A 16,275-nucleotide genomic window follows, 5' to 3' on the forward strand; every position below is an offset into this window, starting at 1 on the left:
GCGGGTCACGCTCCCACCCTCCGGTAGCGGGCCAGCATCGCCACCACGGAGGCGCCCAGCCACAGCAGCGTGCCGGCGACGTACAGCAGGCCGGTCCCGGTGCCGGACGGCGGCGCGGGCGTCGCCTCCGGCACGTCGAGCAGGAACACCTGCAGCCCGTTGACGAGCGTGTACGGCGAGAACAGCCCGGCGACCTCGCCGACCGTCTCGTGGCCGGTCTCGACCGAGATGCCCTGGATCGTGCTGACCACGGTGTAGCTGACGAGCAGCACCACGATGATCGCCGCGACCGCGAGGCCGCGGCGGATCGTGAACGCCGCGACCAGCGCGCCGAGGCCGCCGAGGCAGGCGGCGAGCAGCAGCGCGCCGAGCGCGCCGCCGAGGAACCGGCCGGTCTCCCGTCCGATCGGCAGGTCGGCCAGCAGCCCGCCGACGTACAGCAGCAGCAGCGGCGCCGCGATCAGCACGAACGTCGCCGCGGTCAGCGACGCCATCCGGACCAGCACGTAGGTGGCGCGGCGGGACGGCCGGGCGAGGTAGAGCGTGATCGTGCCGAACCGCAGGTCGCGCGAGACCAGCGCGGGGGCCTGGGCGGCCACGAAGACCGAGACCAGCAGCTGCGTCGTGATCGGGTACGTCGAGTAGGCGACGATGTGCTCGTCGAGCCCGAGCGCCTCGCCGGCCTGCACCAGCACTCCGACGAGGATCAGCGCCGGCAGCAGCATCAGCCCCAGCAGCGTCCACGGCAGCACCTTGGAGCGGCCGGACCGGCCCAGGCCGAAGCAGTTGCGCAGGCCAGTCACGAAGAACGCCCACGCCACGGCGCCCTCCCCGAGCCGCGGCCCCGCGTAGGGGCGGTAGCCGATGTCGTGGATGGCGGCTTCAGGCCGGCCGGGCTCATGAAGGGTGGACACTGCCGGCACCTCCCTCCTCGCGGAACACGTCCTCGATCCGGTGGTGGCGCTCCTGCAGCCGCACCAGCCCCAGCCCGAGGTCGACGGCGAGGTCGCGCACCAGGTCGTACGTCGAGTCGTCGCGCACCTCGACCTCCACCAGCCGGCCGGCGGGCCACGCCCGCAGCCCGGCGTCGACCAGCGCCTGGCCGAGGACCCGGTCGGCGTCGGTGCACCCCTGCACCTCGACGAGCAGGCTGCCGGTGGCGTGCATGAACTCGGTGGTCGCCGAGGACCGCAGCAGCCGGCCGGAGTCGAGCACGACCACGTGGTCGCTGATCCGCTCCAGCTCGCCCAGCAGGTGGGAGGTGACCAGCACGGCGATCCCGAACTCGGTGCCGATGCGGCGGACCAGGGCCAGCATGTCGTCGCGCGAGGACGGGTCGAGGCCGTTGGTCGGCTCGTCGAGCAGCACCAGCGCGGGGTCGTGCACCAGCGCCTGGGCCAGCTTGGCGCGCTGCTTCATGCCGGTGGAGTAGCCGCCGATCGGCCGGTAGCGCTCCTCGGCCAGCCCGACGTGGCGCAGCACGTCGGCGGCCCGCTCCCGGGCGGCGGCGTACGGCAGGCCGGACATCTGGCCGAGGTGGACCACGAGGTCGCTCGCCGAGACGTCGGCGGGCAGGCAGTCGTGCTCGGGCATGTAGCCCACCCGGGCCCGGATCCGGGCGCCGTCGGTCGTGACGTCGTGGCCGAGCACCCGCGCCCCGCCGCTCGTCGCCGGGACCAGCCCCAGCAGGATCTTGATGAGCGTGGACTTGCCGGCGCCGTTGGCGCCGACCAGGCCGGTGACCCCGCCGTCGACGGACATGCGGAGGTCGTCGAGGGCGGTCACGCGGGGGTAGCGCTTCGTCAGCCCCACCGTCTCGATCACCGGCACGCCGTCCAACCTAGCCGGGGACACACCCCAAATCGGGCATGGCGGGTGCCCGAGCCACCCACCTAGGTTGAAAGGACGTGCGTGGGGGTCAGGACTGGAGAGGTGATTTCCCCATGCGACGACTTCTGGCGATCCTCGGCGCCGCCCTCGCGGTGGTCCTGGTCTCGGTGCTCCTCCCGCCCGCAGCGCAGGGCATGCCCTTCGAGACCTACGAGCAGGGCCGATACGACGAGAAGTTCTCCTTCTCCTACGACGACTGCGGCTTCCCCGTCGAGGTGGAAGGTCGGGCACGTGGTCACTTCCGAACCACCGTCGTGCCGAACTCCGGTGGGCAGGCATTCCTGGCCGATGACCACTACCGCTACCACGAGATCCACACCAACACCGAGACCGGTGCCTGGCTCCGGATCCGTGGGACGGGCCACTTCAAGGAGCGGACCGCCCGTCACGTCGAGGGGGACATCTGGGAGTTCACCGCCACCGACACCGGTACGCCGTTCGTGGTGATCGACAGCGACGGGCGCAAGGTGCTGCGCGACCACGGGAAGCTCTGGATCCGGGCCCTGTTCGACACCCTGGGGGACAGTCAGCCGGGAGGCATCGTGATCGAGGACGAGATCACCCGGGTTCGCGGCAAGTTCCCGTCCCTCGAGGTGGACTTCTGCCAGCTCGTGGGCGGCCTCATCGGGTGAGGGCGCGCCACTCCTCCGCGAGCAGGGCGTAGCTGACGCCGTCGAGCCAGCCGCGGGTGCGGTGCAGCGACTCCTTGACGGTGTGCTGCTCCTGCCGCATGCCCAGCTTGTCCATGATCCGGCGCGAGGCGTGGTTGTCGGCGTACGCCTCGGCGACGACGCGGCGCACCCCGAGGTCCACGAAGCAGGCGCGCACCAGCTCGGCGGCGGCCTCGGTGGCGTAGCCGCGACCGGTGTGGGCGGGCGCGATCGCCCAGCCGAGGGCGGCGTCGCTGTTCCGGGCCTGCTCCTTGACCTCCGCCTGCGCCCAGCCGTCGCGCAGCTGGAGGTACAGGTCGCCGACGACCTCGCCGTCGACCTCGGCGATCAGGGTGCACGCCAGCCGCTCGGGGGCGGCGAAGCGCTCGGCCCACTCGGCCCTGTCGGTGGGCAGGACCGGCAGCCACTCGGCGACGTCGGGGAGCGAGCGGTACTGGAAGAGCGCGTCGGCGTCCTCCGGGCGCGACGGCCGGATCGTCAGCCGGGGGGTGCGCAGCGGCCAGCTGATCGCGGAGAGGTCCTGGAGGTCGTTCACGGTCGCGGACACGCAGCCATGGTGCGGGACCGGGTGGCGTGTCGGCGAGCGATTTTGGTCTCGACGAGTTCGACCAGCGTTCGGCCGGGCTCGACCTCCGTGGCTACTGGGCCCACAGCTCCCGGAACGCCGGCGCCATCCAGCCGCCGCCGGAGCCCTCGGGCGCGGCGGGGAGCGGGGCGCCGCCGTGGACGTGCTCGGTGGCGGTGCCGTACTGCAGCCACGTCTCGGCCGGGCCCTGGCCGCGACCCGGCAGCGACCAGTCGCAGACCCCGTCGGCGAAGACCTCCTCGAGGGTCGCCCACTGGTCCGGCGTGAACGCAGCGGCCACCGGCCCGTACGCCGCCCGGTCGTGCGGCCGCAGCCGGCACGCGACGTTGTCGTTGGCGACGGGACCGCCCGCCTCCTGGCGCGGGGTCGAGAGCCGGGTCTGCAGCACCTGCAGCTCCTCGACGGAGCAGGCGGGGCCGGCGGCGTCGAGGACGCAGCGGTCGGTGACGTCGGCGGGCCGGTTGGCGACGACCTTCTCGGCGAGCGGGGCCGCCGAGGAGTCGGCCTCCACGGCGGTGAGCCAGCGGTCCATCGCGAGCAGCGCCTCGTTGGCCCACTGCGGGTCGCCGATCAGCGGGGTCGGGCCGAACCACATCACCCGGTTGTCGGTGTGGCCCTGGTCGGCCAGCAGCCGCTCCTCGGTCCAGAAGGCGTGGGCGTAGTCGTGGGCGAGGGCCGGGTCGGGGCCGCCGTGGTTGATCATCGCGACCTCGTCGAGGTGGGTGGCCTCGTTGATCAGCCCCGTCCGGTAGGCGTTCCCGATCGCGTGGTCGTCGCCGGCCGTCCGCGCGTCGGTGCGGCGGCTGTCGACGTCGAGGCCGCCCAGCTTGGCGTTGAGGTCGACGAACTGGGCGGGGGTGATCCGGCCGGCGCGCAGCGCCTCGAGCCCGTACTGCACGCCGGTGTTGGCGAACGGGATGCCGGCGAAGCCGCGGCCGACGGCCCGCTCCTGCGGGCCCCACGCCGACTCCGGTCGCGGGCCGAGCAGGTTGCCCATGATGTCGAGCACCGAGCAGCGCACGCCGCCCGGGTTGGTCTCGGCGTCGTACCGGGTGGCGGGGTCGCCGGGCACGGTGTCGACGGTGCCGCGGCAGGCGTGCTCGGGGTTCAGCGCCGCCTTGAAGAGGCCCTCGTCGGCGGCCACGGCGTTGCCGTGGGACAGGTGCCCCTCGACCTGCGCCATCTGGGTCGGCGACCAGACGACGCCCGGGGCCCAGCGCGACGGGTCCTCGAAGTAGCGGCGCATCAGGTGGTAGTCGGCGAACTGGGCGCCGGCGGTGAGGGTGTCGGGGTAGGAGCAGGTGGTGACCAGCCCCTGGTAGACGCCGGGGTAGGCGTTGGCGATGGTGTGCTGGGCGATCGAGCCGCCCGAGCAGCCGGTGCCGATGGTGTACCGCAGCTCGCCGTACTGCTCGACGAGCCGCTCCTTCGCCATCATCAGCGACTCCGCCTCGACGGCGACGTTGCAGTTGTGGCCGGTGTTGGCCAGCGCGGTCGACAAGACCGCGAAGCCGCGGCCGAGGGCGGTGACGTAGCTCGGCGTCACGCCCGGCACGTCGTCGAGGGTGCCGGAGTAGTCCTTCAGCTTGGGGGTGCCCGGCGCGTACGACGCCCCGCAGTTGCCGCCGTGGGTGATGAGCAGCTTGCGGTTCCACTGCTCCTGCGGCTGCTGCGCGGTCCACGAGTGGCCGGGCCGGAACAGGGCGAGGACGGTGTAGCGGTCGCGGGCCTGGAAGCCGTCCTCCCGCCGCACGACGAACGGCACCTCGACCCCCTCGTCCGTGGTCGTGGTGGCGACGTCCGCCGGCGGGTTCTCCGGGTCGTAGGGCTGCAGGTCGGGCCGGGTCGGGTCGGTCGACCTGTAGAGGAAGGAGTACGTCGCGGGCTCGTTGCACTGCGCGTCGGCGGCCGTCTCCTGGCACCGGTAGGGACCGTGCTGCGGGCCGGAGAGGACCGGGCCGCCGTTCGGGTGGTTCGTCAGCACGGTGCTGCCCCGGTGGCCGGGCGCCCGGGCGGTGAGGACGTTGTCGCCCTCGACCAGGCCGTCCACGAGGCCGAGGAGGCGGCCGTCGGGCCGGCCATCGAGCTGGGCGGCGAACCGGTCGGTCACGTCCCGGCCGTCCACCCGGACCCGGACCGACTGCGGGTCGACCCCGGGCGGCACGGGGACCGCCACCAGGACGTCTCCGCCGGAGACCAGGTCGGCCCGGTTGGAGAGCACCTCGATCGCCAACGGCTTGGGCATCCGGGATCGCTCGGCCGCCGTCGAGGCCGCCGTGGTCGCCGTGACCACGGCGAGCAGACCGGCCATCAGGGCGGTGAGGAGGGCGGTGATGAGGAGTCCGGTCCGGGTGCGCACGTCCCTCCAACGAGGGCTCCCGACCTGCGTCACGCCGCCGGATGCGGCAGGCTGCCTGCGTGCACTACGTCGGCATCGACCTCGCCTGGGGCGACCGCAACCCCTCGGGGGTGGCGGTGCTGGACGCCGACGGCCGGCTGGTGCACGTCGGCGTGGCCCGCACCGACGACGACGTCGTGGCCGCGGTGGCGCCGTACACCGACGGCCCGTGCATGGTCGCGGTGGACGCCCCGCTGGTCGTCACGAACCCCACCGGGAGCCGCCCCGGCGAGGCCGCGCTCAACCGGGACTTCGCGCGGTTCGACGCCGGGGCGCACCCGTCCAACACCGGCAAGCCGGAGTTCCGCGACCGGCCGCGGGGCGCGCGGATCTGCGCCCGGCTCGGCCTCGACCTCAACCCGCGCTCGGGGCGTCCCCGCCGCGCCCTCGAGGTCTACCCGCACCCTGCGACCATCGCGCTGTTCCGGTTGGGCCGGACCCTGAAGTACAAGAACAAGCCGGGCCGCGACGTCGCCGGGCTGCGCGGCGAGCTGCTGGTGCTGATGGGCCTGCTCGAGGGGCTCGCCACGGCCGACCCGCCGATGGACCTCGCCGACCCCGCCTGGGCCGCGCTGCGCACCGCGGTGGAGACCGCCACACGCAAGAGCCACCTGCGGGTCGTGGAGGACCAGGTCGACGCGGTGCTGTGCGCCTACGTCGGGATGCTGGCGGTGACTCACCCGGACCGCACCACGACGTACGGCGACCTCGACGAGGGCTACATCGTCACGCCGGTGCTCCCCGCGGACCTGACGCCGACCCCGCGAGGGCGCCGGATCACCCCCGACGCCGACGCGCCGGCCCGCTCGGCGGTGCGGGAGTACGCCGCCCGGCACCCGGAGCTGCGGCAGGCGGCCGAGCAGGCGGTCGCCCTGGTGACCGCCGTCCTCGACGACGCCGGCATCAACTACCTGAGCGTCACCGGGCGCGCCAAGAGCGTGGCGTCGTTCGCCGCGAAGGCGGCGCGGACGCGGGACGGCCGGCCGGAGTACCCCGACCCGCTCGCGGACATCACCGACCAGGTCGGGGTCCGCGTCATCACCTACGTCCGCGGGGACGTGGCGGCGGTGGCGGACCTGCTCGCCGACCAGGTGCGGGTGCTCGACGACCGCGACATGGGGCTCGAGACCGCCAGCGAGGGCCGGTTCGGCTACGCCAGCCGCCACCTGCTGATCGCGCCCGACCCGGCCCGCGAGCAGCACACGGCGTACGGTCTGCTGCGCGACCGGCGGGTGCAGGTCCAGATCCGCACCGTGCTCCAGCACGCGTGGGCGGAGTTCGAGCACGACATCCGCTACAAGGGCACGATCCCCGACGAGCACGTCCCCGACTTCGACCGGCGGTTCACGCTCGCGGCGGGGCTGCTCGAGCTCGCCGACCAGGAGTTCTCGACGATCCGGGCCCGGCTCCAGGGCGGGCCGACGCAGCCGCCGGCGCCGCCGGACGACGACGACCCGCGGATCAGCCCGCGTGAGCTCGCCGCCTTCCTCGCCGGCCAGTACGCCGACGCCGGCTGGTCCCGCACCGAGCACTACGCCTGGATCTCGGGCCTGCTGCTCGAGCTCGGGGTGACCTCGCTGCAGGAGCTCGGCGACGTGCTCCGGCCGCTCGACGCCGACGCCCTGCTCGACAGGATGGACTACCGCTACCCGCCGGGCGCGGTGCGCCGGCTCGACGACGCGCTGCTCGCGGCGTACGGCGGCACCTACGTCGGGCTGCGCGGCAACGCGCACCGCGAGCAGGCGCTCCGGGCCCGGCTGGAGCGGCTCAAGGGTCCGTGACGCGGGTCAGGGCAGCGGCACCACGCGCTCCCGGTCGGCCGGGTCCACGGGGTCGGCGTACTCGTCGGTGATGGTGCCCAGCGACTCGAGGAACTGCGCCAGCGACTGCTGGTAGGAGACCCCCAGCGACGTGAAGTCGTAGGGCTCGAACATGTCGTAGCCGTCCTGGCCGCGGGCCAGGAAGTCGATGGTCGCGACCGTCACGCCGGGGCCGGGGACGACCACGCCGCCCGCGACGATCTGGGTGCCGTCGTCGAGGGTGATGTTCTGCACCGTCGCGGCACCGGTCCCGTCGGTCGAGTACTCGATCCGCAGGCCCGCCCACTGGCCGAAGAAGCCCTGGGCGGCGGGCAGCCCGCTGACGCCGTGCTGCGCCGCGGCGAGGATGTCGTCCCGGCTGACGTCCTCGATGACGCTGATGGCGTTGCTGAACGCCGCGATCTCGAAGGTGTCGAGCAGGGTGACGTCCCCGACCGGGATGACGTCGTCGTTGCGGATGCCGCCGCCGTTCTGGAGCGCCACCTGCGGCTCCTGCACCCCGAAGTCCGCCGCCCGAGCCTGCGCCGCCGCCAGGTGGGCGTCGGCCATGAGGTTGCCGATGTTGGTCTCGCGGCTGCGGACGTCGGCGCGGACGCCGTTGAGGGCCACCTGGGTCGTCGCGATGACCTGGTTCGCCAGGTCCGCGAGGAAGGCGGTCACCGGCTCCTCGACGTTGTTGAGCAGGAAGCGGTCCTGGGGGAGGTCGCCGGTGACGGGCACCAGCTCGCCGCCGAACCCGACGACGTTCCCGTACTTGTCGAAGCGCAGCGTCAGCCGGCCGACGTCGAAGTAGTCGCCGGGGACGGTCACCACGGGCACGTCCCGGCCGGTGGCGTCCTGCGCCACGAGCGGGTAGCTGGCCGAGATGTCCTCGCCGCCGCCGCCGCCGATCACGGCGTCGACGTGACGCAGCTGGGTCACCAGCTCGAGCTCGTTGGTGATGTCCTGCAGGTGGCTGGAGACCAGGATCTTGTCGACGCCGCGCGCGGTCAGCCGGTCGACCTGCTCCTGGACCACGGCCACGAGGTCCGGGTCGATCACGACGTCGCCCGGGCTGCTGACCTCCCGGAGCTCGGGGGTCGTCACGCCCACGATGCCGATGCGCTCGCCGCGCTCGCGGACGACGACCTTCGGGCGGATGCGGCCCCGGTCGGCGAGGCGCTGCAGGGCCGGCTCGGCGGAGAAGTCCAGGTTCGCCGACAGGAAGATGTCGTCGTTGCCGCGGAAGCTGCGGATGAAGCGGGCGAGCTCGTCGGGACCGAAGTCGAACTCATGGTTGCCGATGGTGAAGGCTTCGTAGCGCAGGTGGTCCAGCGCGATCGCGTCGTAGTACGGCATGCCCTTCTGCTGGCTGGCCTCCCACTCGGGGCCGGCCAGGAAGTTGTCGCCCGCGCTGATCAGCACGACGCCCTTGCGCTTGGAGGGCTCGCCGGAGCGCTTGGTGCGCCACTCCCGCCGTAGGTCCTTCACCAGGCCCCCGAACCGGCTGATGCTGCCGGCTCCCGTCTCGTCGGGGAGCAGGTCGGACTCCCCGTCGTTGTTGTGGAGGACCGTGAGCACGAAGTCGGGCCTGCCATGCTCGGTCGGCGCCTCCCCGGCCTGGGCCGGGGCGCTGGTCAGGGCGAGGGGCGTGGCGACGAGCCCGAGCGTGACGAGGGCGCCGAGTGCCCTCCGCGATCGCCGGGCGGTGGGACGAGAAGTCATCGGGGAGTGCCTCCGAGGTCGACTGCATCGGCCCGAGCACCGTAACCCGCAGGTGTGTGACGCGGGCCACTCCCGGTCTAGCGCGGTAGGGCGACCCGCTCCCGCAGCCCGGCCGCCAGCCCGGCGATGGTGAGCAGGTCGACGAGGCCGCCGCCGACCTCGGCGAGCCGGCGCCGGCGTACGCCGCCGAGGCGCAGCCGCAGGTGGACCCGGGTGTGAGTGGCGCCAGTGCCCTCGGGGGCCAGCACGATCGCCCACGAGACCCGCATGCGGCCGCGCACCGAGCGGTGGACCAGCACCCGCGGCGGGTCGAGCCGAGCCACCTCGAAGTGGGCGTCCCGGCCGCCCCAGTCGGGGATCACGTCGCCGACGGCGAGCCCCTGCAGCGTCGGCTCGACGCGTCGCAGGGCGCGGCGGCCGGGCGGCACGAGGAGCTCGACGGCCAGCGGGAGGTACCAGCCGGCCCGGTCCTTGCCGAGCTGCACGAACCACGGCCACACCGCTTCGGGCGGCGCCGGCAGGTCGAAGGCCCGGTCCATCACCACGCCGGTGTCGCCCGCGTCGGGCACCAGGTTGTCGCCGGGCAGGGCCGCCGCGACCTCGCCGGGTCGTGGGGAGAGCGAGCGGAACGGGGTCAGCACCGGCGCAGCACCCGCGCCTCCCACGGCGCCAGCTCGGGTCCTGTCCCGGCAGTGACGTCGCCCCCCGGCTCGCCGGCCAGGTTGCCGAGCACGAGCTCCGCGTCGAGCCAGGCCTCGGGCCACCCCTCGAGCTCACCCTCGAGGGCCGGGCGCACCGGCTCGGCCGAGAAGTTCGCGAGGACGAGTAGCTCGGTGGCGCCCAGCCGCCGCGTGAACGCGTAGACGCGCGGGTCGTCGGGCAGCAGCATCGTGAAGTCCCCGATGGCGACCGCCGGCTCCTCGTGCCGCAGCCGGATCAGCCGGCGGTAGTGGTGAAAGACGGAGCCGGGGTCGTCGTACTGCGCCGCGGCGTTGACCTCGGCGTGGTCCGGGTTGACCGGGAGCCACGGTTCGCCGGTCGTGAAGCCGGCCTGCGGGGAGGAGTCCCACTGCATCGGCGTCCGCGCGTTGTCCCGGCTCATCGCCCGCAGCGACGCCAGCACCTCCGCCGGGGCGGCGCCACCCTCGACGGCGTGGCGGTAGTGGTTGACCGACTCGATGTCGCGAAAGGCGTCGATGTCGCCGAACGGGTAGTTCGCCATCCCGAGCTCCTCGCCCTGGTAGACGTACGGCGTCCCGCGGTGCAGGTGGAGCACGGTGCCGAGGAGCTTGGCCGACCGCACCCGGTGCTCGCCGTCGTCGCCGAACCGGGAGACGACCCGCGGCTGGTCGTGGTTGTTCCAGTAGAGGCTGTTCCAGCCGACGTCGGCGAGCCCGGCCTGCCACCGGCCGAGGGAGTCCTTGAGCGCCTCGAGCCGGAAGGGCAGCACGTCCCACTTGGACGCGCCCTGGTCGACCATCACGTGCTCGAACTGGAAGACCATGTCGACCTCGCGGCGGGCCGGGTCGGTGAACCGGCGGGCCTGCTCCACGGTCGCGCCCGGCATCTCGCCCACGGTGAGCAGGGCGCCGTCGCGGCCCTCGAACACCTCACGGTGCATCTCGGCGAGGAACTCGTGGATCCGCGGCCCCGGCATGAAGTACGGCGTGCCGTCGCCCAGCGTGGCTCCGGGGCCCGCGCCCTCGGGGACTTCCCCGTCCCGCAGCGGGACGTCCTTGGAGATCATGTTGACGACGTCCATCCGGAAGCCGTCGACCCCGCGGTCGAGCCACCACCGCATCATGTCGTGGACCGCGGACCGCACCTGCGGGTTCTCCCAGTTGAGGTCGGGCTGCTTGCGGCCGAAGACGTGCAGGTAGTACTCACCCGAGGCGGCGTCGTACTCCCAGGCGGGGCCGGAGAAGAAGGAGCCCCAGTTGGTCGGCTCCGCGCCGGGAGTGCCCGGCTCGTGGCCGGGCCGCGGCGGGCGCCACCAGTACCAGTCGCGTTTCGGGGATGTGATCGACGAGCGGGAGTCGACGAACCACGGGTGCTCGTCGGAGGTGTGGTTGACCACGAGGTCCATGACGATCCTGATCCCGCGCTCGTGCGCGCGGGCGATCAGCTCGTCGAGGTCGGCGAGGGTGCCGAACAACGGGTCGATGTCGCGGTAGTCGCTGATGTCGTACCCGTTGTCGTCCTGCGGCGACGGGTAGACCGGCGACAGCCACAGCACGTCCACCCCGAGCCGCTCGAGGTGGTCGAGCCGGGCCAGCACGCCCCGCAGGTCGCCGACGCCGTCGCCGTCGGAGTCGGCGAAGCTGCGCGGGTAGACCTGGTAGACCACGGCGCCGGTCCACCAGGGAGCGGTGTGCTGGTCGGGCTGGGGAGGCTCCACGGCTCACGATCCTGACAGCCCGCATGCGAGCGCGCGAGGGGCTCAGGGGATGCTGTCGCCCATGGGTGCAGGACATTCCCACCGGGCCGACCGCTCCGCCACCGACGCGGCCGTCAAGGTCCGCGGGGTGCCCCGGCAGCTCCTCCTCGGGTCGCTGGTCCTGGCCGCGGCGGCCACCGTGGTCGGGCTCTTCGCGCTGTGGCCGCAGTCCGACCGCGTCGACGACCTTCGCACCGGCTTCACGTTCGCCGGCGAGGGAACGACGTTCCCCCGGGCCGTGGTCGACGGCATCGAGCCGGCCTGCCCGCCGGGCGACGACGGCGGCGCCGGCCAGCCGGGCCAGCCCGGTCAGCCCGGTCAGGACGGCGGGTGCGGCCGGATGCGGGTGACCGTGCTGGAGGGCCAGAGCGAGGGGACCACCGCCCAGGTGCCGGTGCCGCCCCACGTCGCCGACTCGGGGCTCCAGGAGGGCGACACCGTGCGGCTGATGCGGGTCCCCGACGGGAACCTCTCCTACTTCGGCACCGAGCGGCCGCGGCCGCTGTGGGTGCTCACCGTGCTCTTCGTGCTCGTGGTCGGCCTGGTCGCGCGCTTCCGCGGGATCATGGCGCTGGTGGGTCTCGGCTTCGCCGGCTGGATCATCGCGACCTTCCTGCTGCCCGGCCTGCTGACGGGGGAGAGCGCGCTGCTCCTCGGGCTCGTCGCCTGCTCGGCGATCATGTTCGTGGTCATCTACACGACCCACGGCTTCTCGGTCCGGACCAGCGTCGCGCTGGCCGGCACGCTGCTCGGCATCGGCATCACCGCCCTCGTCGGCGCGGTCTCGATCGCCGCCACCCGGCTGACGGGCATCGGCGACGAGGGGGCGAGTGTGCTGGTGACGTTCGCCCCCGACCTCGACTTCCAGGGCCTGCTCACCTGCGCGGTGATGATCGCGGGCCTCGGCGTCCTCAACGACGTGACGATCACCCAGGCCTCGGCCATCTGGGAGCTGCGCGCCGCGTCCGGGACGATGACGCGCAGCCGGCTGCTGACCAGCGGCATGCGGATCGGGCGCGACCACATCGCCTCCACGATCTACACGATCGCGTTCGCCTACACCGGCACGGCGCTCACCACCCTGCTGGTGCTCTCGCTCTACGACCTGCCGCTGCTGCAGGTGCTCTCCACCGAGGAGATCGCCCAGGAGGTCGTCCGGACGCTGGTGACGAGCATCGGGCTGGTGCTCGCCGTGCCGCTCACCACGGTCCTCGGCGTGGTGCTGGTGCCGGGGGCCACCAGCGGCCCCGCGGACGAGCCGGACCGGGAGGCCGTCGGCGACCTCGTCTGACCTCGCCTGACAGGCCGGCCCTCAGCGGCTCGTGGCGCGGCGGTACTGGGCGTTCGCGAGCGGCACGAAGACGACCAGCACTGCGGCGGACCACAGCAGCGTGTAGAGCGCGGGGTGCTGCAACGACCAGACGTCCGGCTGCGGCCCTGCGAGCGGCGGGGTGTTGCCGAACAGCTCCCGGGCCGCCTGGGTCACGGCGGAGACGGGGTTCCACTCGGCGAAGGTCCGCAGCGGGCCGGGCAGGGTGTCGAGCGGCACGAACGTGTTGGCGATGAAGGTCAGCGGGAAGATCACGATGAACGACGCGTTGTTGACCACCTCGGGCGACGGCACCAGCATCCCGATCCACGCCATGATCCACGAGATGGCGTAGGCGAAGACCAGCAGCAGCAGGACGGCGGTGAGGGCGTTGAGGGCGCCGTCGCGGATCCGCCAGCCCACCACCAGCCCGGTGACGCCCATGACCAGCAGCGTGATGACGTTGTTGATGACGTCGGAGATGGTGCGCCCTGCGAGCACCGCGGACGGCGACATCGGCAGCGACCGGAACCGGTCGATGATCCCCTTCTTCACGTCCTCGGCGAGGCCGGCGCCGGTGATGGTGGCGCCGAAGATGACGGTCTGGGCGAAGATGCCGGCGATCAGGAACTCGCGGTACGCCGAGCCGTCACCCTGCTGGTCGATGGCGCCCCCGAAGACGTAGGCGAACAGCAGCACGAACATGATCGGCGACAGCGTCGTGAAGACCAGCAGGTCGGGGACCCGCTTGATCTTGATGACGTTGCGGCGGGCGACGACGAAGGCGTCGCTGACGGTCGAGGCGACGCTCATGCCGAGACCTCCTGGTCCTCTGCCACGTGGCCGGTCAGGCTCAGGAACACGTCATCGAGGGTCGGTCGCCGCAGCCCCACGTCGTCGAGGGCGATGCCCTCGGCGTCGAGCAGCCGCAGCGCGTCGGCGAGCACGGCGGCGCCACCGGTGACCGGCACGAGGATCGCCCGCCGGCCCTCGTCGACGCTGGGGGTGCCGGCGCCGAGCGGGGCCAGGATTTCGCGCGCCCGACCCACCTCGTCGGCCCGGGCGACGGTCACCTCGAGGCGCTCGCCGCCCACCTGCGACTTCAGCGCGTCGGCGCTGCCCTCGGCGATGACCCGCCCCTGGTCGATCACCACGATGTTGTCGGCGAGCAGGTCAGCCTCCTCGAGGTACTGCGTGGTGAGCAGCAGGGTGGTGCCCTCGGCGACGAGGTCCTGCAGCAGGGCCCACATCTCGGTGCGGCTGCGCGGGTCGAGGCCGGTGGTCGGCTCGTCGAGGAACAGCACCGGTGGCCGCGCCACGAGCGCGCCGGCCAGGTCGAGGCGGCGCCGCATGCCGCCGGAGTACGTCTTGGAGGGCCGGTCGGCGGCGTCGTCGAGCCGGAACTGCGTCAGCAGCTCGCGGGCCCGCGCGGCGCTGGCCCTGCGGCCGAGGTGGTAGAGCCGGCCGATCATCTCGAGGTTCTCGAAGCCGGTGAGGTACTCGTCGACGGCGGCGTACTGACCGGAGACGCCGATCCGCCGGCGGACCTCGCGGGGGTCCTCGGCCACGTCGACGCCGGCGACCTCGGCGTGGCCGGCGTCGGCCTCGATCAGGGTGGTCAGCACCTTGACGGCCGTGGTCTTGCCCGCGCCGTTGGGCCCGAGCAGCGCCAGCACGCTGCCCTCGGGGACGCGCAGGTCGATGCCGTCGAGCGCCGTCACCTCCTTGTAGCGCTTGACCAGGCCCTCGGCCCGGATCGCGTCGGTCATGCTCGACCCGCCCTTCTCCCCGCTCTCGGTGTGGTCTCCCCGTCGATCATGCCTGCTCGCCCCGAAACCGTCGGTGCGCCTCGATCGCGGTGCGCAGCGTCAGGAAGACGTGCTCCTCGCCGACCCGGTCGAGCAGCCCGGTCGGCGCCAGCGCGTCACGCAGGTCCTGCTTGACCCGTGCGAGCGCCAGCACGATGCCGCGGGCGGCGAGCTCGCTGCGCAGCGACTCCAGCGCGTCGACCGCGGTGATGTCGACCTCGACCATCGCCTCCGTGTTGAGCACGAACCACTCCACCGGGCCCACGGTCCGCTCCGCCTCCTCGACCGCCGCGCGGGCGCGGTGGCGGAAGTCCTCGACGTTGGCGAAGAAGAGGGGCGAGTCGTAGCGGTAGATCAGCAGGCCCGGGTCCTGCCGGGCCTCCGGGTAGTCGTCGATGTCGTGGAAGCCGGCCACCCCCGGCACAGCGCCCTCGACGGCGTCGTGCGGCCGGGCCACCCGCCGCAGCAGGTCGAGCACCGACAGCGCGATCGCGGCGACCACCCCGACGAGGACTCCCAGCGCGAGCACGGCGACGCTGGTCGCCAGCGCCAGCACCAGCTCGCTGCGGCGGAACCGGCCGAAGCGGCGCAGCTCGGCGACGTCGACGATCCGGGTGGCGGCGTACACGACGACGGCGGCGAGCGCCGCCGTCGGGAAGAGGCCCAGCAGCGGCCGGGCCGTCAGCAGTGCGACCACCGTGACCAGCAGCGTGGTCACGCCCGCCAGCCGGGTGCGCGCGCCGACGGCGTCGGCGATCGCGGTGCGGCTGCCGCTGCTGCTGACCGGGAAGCCGTGCATCACCCCGGCGCCGAGGTTGGCGGCGCCGAGCGCGAGCAGCTCGCGGCGGGCGTCGATGCGCTCTCCGTGCCGGTCGGCGAACGCGCGTGCGGTCAGCACGTTGTCGGTGTAGCCGACGAACGCCACGCCCAGCGCCGGCGCGAGCAGCACCGGCACCAGCGCCAGGTCGATGCCCGGCGTGCTGACCGGCGGCAGCGCGCTCGGGATGCCGCCGACCACGGCGACGCCCTCGGCCCCGAGGTCGAGCAGGAGCGCCGCGGCGGTGGCGCCGAGCATCCCCACCAGGGTGACCGGGGCCCGCGGCCAGCGGGCGGCGGCGGCCAGCATCAGGCCAAGGGTGGTGAGGGCCAGCGCCGCGGTCGGCGCGTGGACCTCGTCGAGCCGCCCGGCCAGCTCGACGAGCCGGGGCGCGACGTCGTCGGCGTCCAGGCGGACGCCCAGGAGGGTGCCGGCCTGGGAGACCACCATGATCACCGCGATGCCGGCCATGTAGCCGACGAGCACGGGCCGGGACAGCAGCTCGGCGAGGACGGAGATCCGCGCCAGCCAGCCGACCACGCAGATGGCCGCCACCACGACGGCGAGGGTGGTGGCCGCGGTGAGCGGGTCGTCGGTCTCGCCGGCGACCGAGCCGAGCGCGGCGGCCGTCATCAGGGCCGTCGTGGACTCGGGGCCGACGGAGAGCCGCCGGGACGTGCCGAGGGCGGCGTACGCCGCGAGGGCCCCCATCGCGGCCCACAGGCCGGTGTACGGCGGCAGCCCTGCCAGCTCGGCGTACGCCATCACCTGCGGGACGAGGTACGCCGTGACGGTGACGCCGGCGAGGAGGTCGGCGCGCAACCCTCCCGGGACG

At 73.4% G+C, this 16,275-nt stretch carries 13 protein-coding genes; 3 read left to right on the forward strand and 10 right to left on the reverse strand.

The genetic code is table 11. The features are described 5' to 3' along the window. Positions 1-5: 5 nt before the first annotated feature. Positions 6-914 carry an ABC transporter permease gene (locus ACFP2E_RS10800; protein ID WP_378524569.1) on the reverse strand — a complete coding sequence of 303 codons (909 nt, stop codon included), beginning with the start codon at positions 912-914 and terminating at the stop codon, positions 6-8. Next, complete coding sequence (locus ACFP2E_RS10805) at positions 898-1,830, reverse strand: ABC transporter ATP-binding protein (RefSeq protein ID WP_378524568.1); 933 nt, start codon at positions 1,828-1,830, stop codon at positions 898-900. The genes ACFP2E_RS10800 and ACFP2E_RS10805 overlap by 17 nt, the downstream gene beginning before the upstream one ends. Before the next feature lie 113 nt (positions 1,831-1,943). On the opposite strand from ACFP2E_RS10805, the gene ACFP2E_RS10810 reads away from it, so the two are divergent. Beyond that, the gene (locus ACFP2E_RS10810) at positions 1,944-2,522 is read left to right on the forward strand and encodes a hypothetical protein (protein WP_378524567.1); all 579 of its coding nucleotides are present in this window, start codon (positions 1,944-1,946) and stop codon (positions 2,520-2,522) included. On the opposite strand, the gene ACFP2E_RS10815 is transcribed toward ACFP2E_RS10810, so the two are convergent. Continuing rightward, the gene (locus tag ACFP2E_RS10815) at positions 2,512-3,108 is read right to left on the reverse strand and encodes a GNAT family N-acetyltransferase (protein ID WP_378524566.1); all 597 of its coding nucleotides are present in this window, start codon (positions 3,106-3,108) and stop codon (positions 2,512-2,514) included. The genes ACFP2E_RS10810 and ACFP2E_RS10815 overlap by 11 nt on opposite strands. Before the next feature lie 91 nt (positions 3,109-3,199). Further along, positions 3,200-5,506 carry a DUF6351 family protein gene (locus ACFP2E_RS10820; protein WP_378524565.1) on the reverse strand — a complete coding sequence of 769 codons (2,307 nt, stop codon included), beginning with the start codon at positions 5,504-5,506 and terminating at the stop codon, positions 3,200-3,202. 59 nt (positions 5,507-5,565) lie between these two features. Between ACFP2E_RS10820 and ACFP2E_RS10825 the strand changes: the two genes are divergently transcribed. Beyond that, positions 5,566-7,326 (forward strand): DUF429 domain-containing protein, encoded by a 1,761-nt coding sequence (locus ACFP2E_RS10825; RefSeq protein WP_378524564.1) that lies wholly within the window; start codon positions 5,566-5,568, stop codon positions 7,324-7,326. 6 nt (positions 7,327-7,332) lie between these two features. Here ACFP2E_RS10825 and ACFP2E_RS10830 read toward each other — a convergent pair whose 3' ends face one another. The 3 genes from ACFP2E_RS10830 to ACFP2E_RS10840 form a co-directional block, all read right to left on the reverse strand. Beyond that, positions 7,333-9,069, reverse strand: a complete 1,737-nt coding sequence (locus ACFP2E_RS10830; RefSeq protein ID WP_378524563.1) for a bifunctional metallophosphatase/5'-nucleotidase — start codon at positions 9,067-9,069, stop codon at positions 7,333-7,335. Between the two features lie 77 nt (positions 9,070-9,146). After that, positions 9,147-9,710 carry a hypothetical protein gene (locus ACFP2E_RS10835; RefSeq protein WP_378524562.1) on the reverse strand — a complete coding sequence of 188 codons (564 nt, stop codon included), beginning with the start codon at positions 9,708-9,710 and terminating at the stop codon, positions 9,147-9,149. Continuing rightward, positions 9,704-11,467, reverse strand: coding sequence for an alpha-glucosidase (locus tag ACFP2E_RS10840; RefSeq protein WP_378524561.1), 1,764 nt, complete (start codon positions 11,465-11,467; stop codon positions 9,704-9,706). Before ACFP2E_RS10840 ends, ACFP2E_RS10835 begins: the two co-directional genes overlap by 7 nt. A 61-nt stretch (positions 11,468-11,528) precedes the next feature. Here ACFP2E_RS10840 and ACFP2E_RS10845 point away from each other — a divergent pair, with 61 nt between their 5' ends. Then, entirely contained in the window at positions 11,529-12,797 is a 1,269-nt protein-coding gene (locus ACFP2E_RS10845) for a YibE/F family protein (RefSeq protein WP_378524560.1), read from the forward strand. A gap of 21 nt (positions 12,798-12,818) precedes the next feature. On the opposite strand, the gene ACFP2E_RS10850 is transcribed toward ACFP2E_RS10845, so the two are convergent. The 3 genes from ACFP2E_RS10850 to ACFP2E_RS10860 are packed head-to-tail and all read right to left on the reverse strand — an operon-like array spanning position 12,819 to position 16,262. After that, a complete protein-coding gene (locus ACFP2E_RS10850) occupies positions 12,819-13,628 on the reverse strand; it encodes an ABC transporter permease (RefSeq protein ID WP_378524559.1) in 810 nt (269 codons plus the stop codon). Beyond that, positions 13,625-14,584, reverse strand: coding sequence for an ATP-binding cassette domain-containing protein (locus ACFP2E_RS10855; protein ID WP_378524558.1), 960 nt, complete (start codon positions 14,582-14,584; stop codon positions 13,625-13,627). The genes ACFP2E_RS10850 and ACFP2E_RS10855 overlap by 4 nt, the downstream gene beginning before the upstream one ends. A gap of 46 nt (positions 14,585-14,630) precedes the next feature. After that, positions 14,631-16,262: a SulP family inorganic anion transporter gene (locus tag ACFP2E_RS10860; protein WP_378524557.1), complete on the reverse strand. Its 1,632-nt coding sequence runs from the start codon at positions 16,260-16,262 to the stop codon at positions 14,631-14,633. Positions 16,263-16,275: the final 13 nt, after the last annotated feature.

It is taken from the genome of Nocardioides sp. GCM10027114 (assembly GCF_042659625.1).
Classification (GTDB): Bacteria; Actinomycetota; Actinomycetes; order Propionibacteriales; family Nocardioidaceae; genus Nocardioides.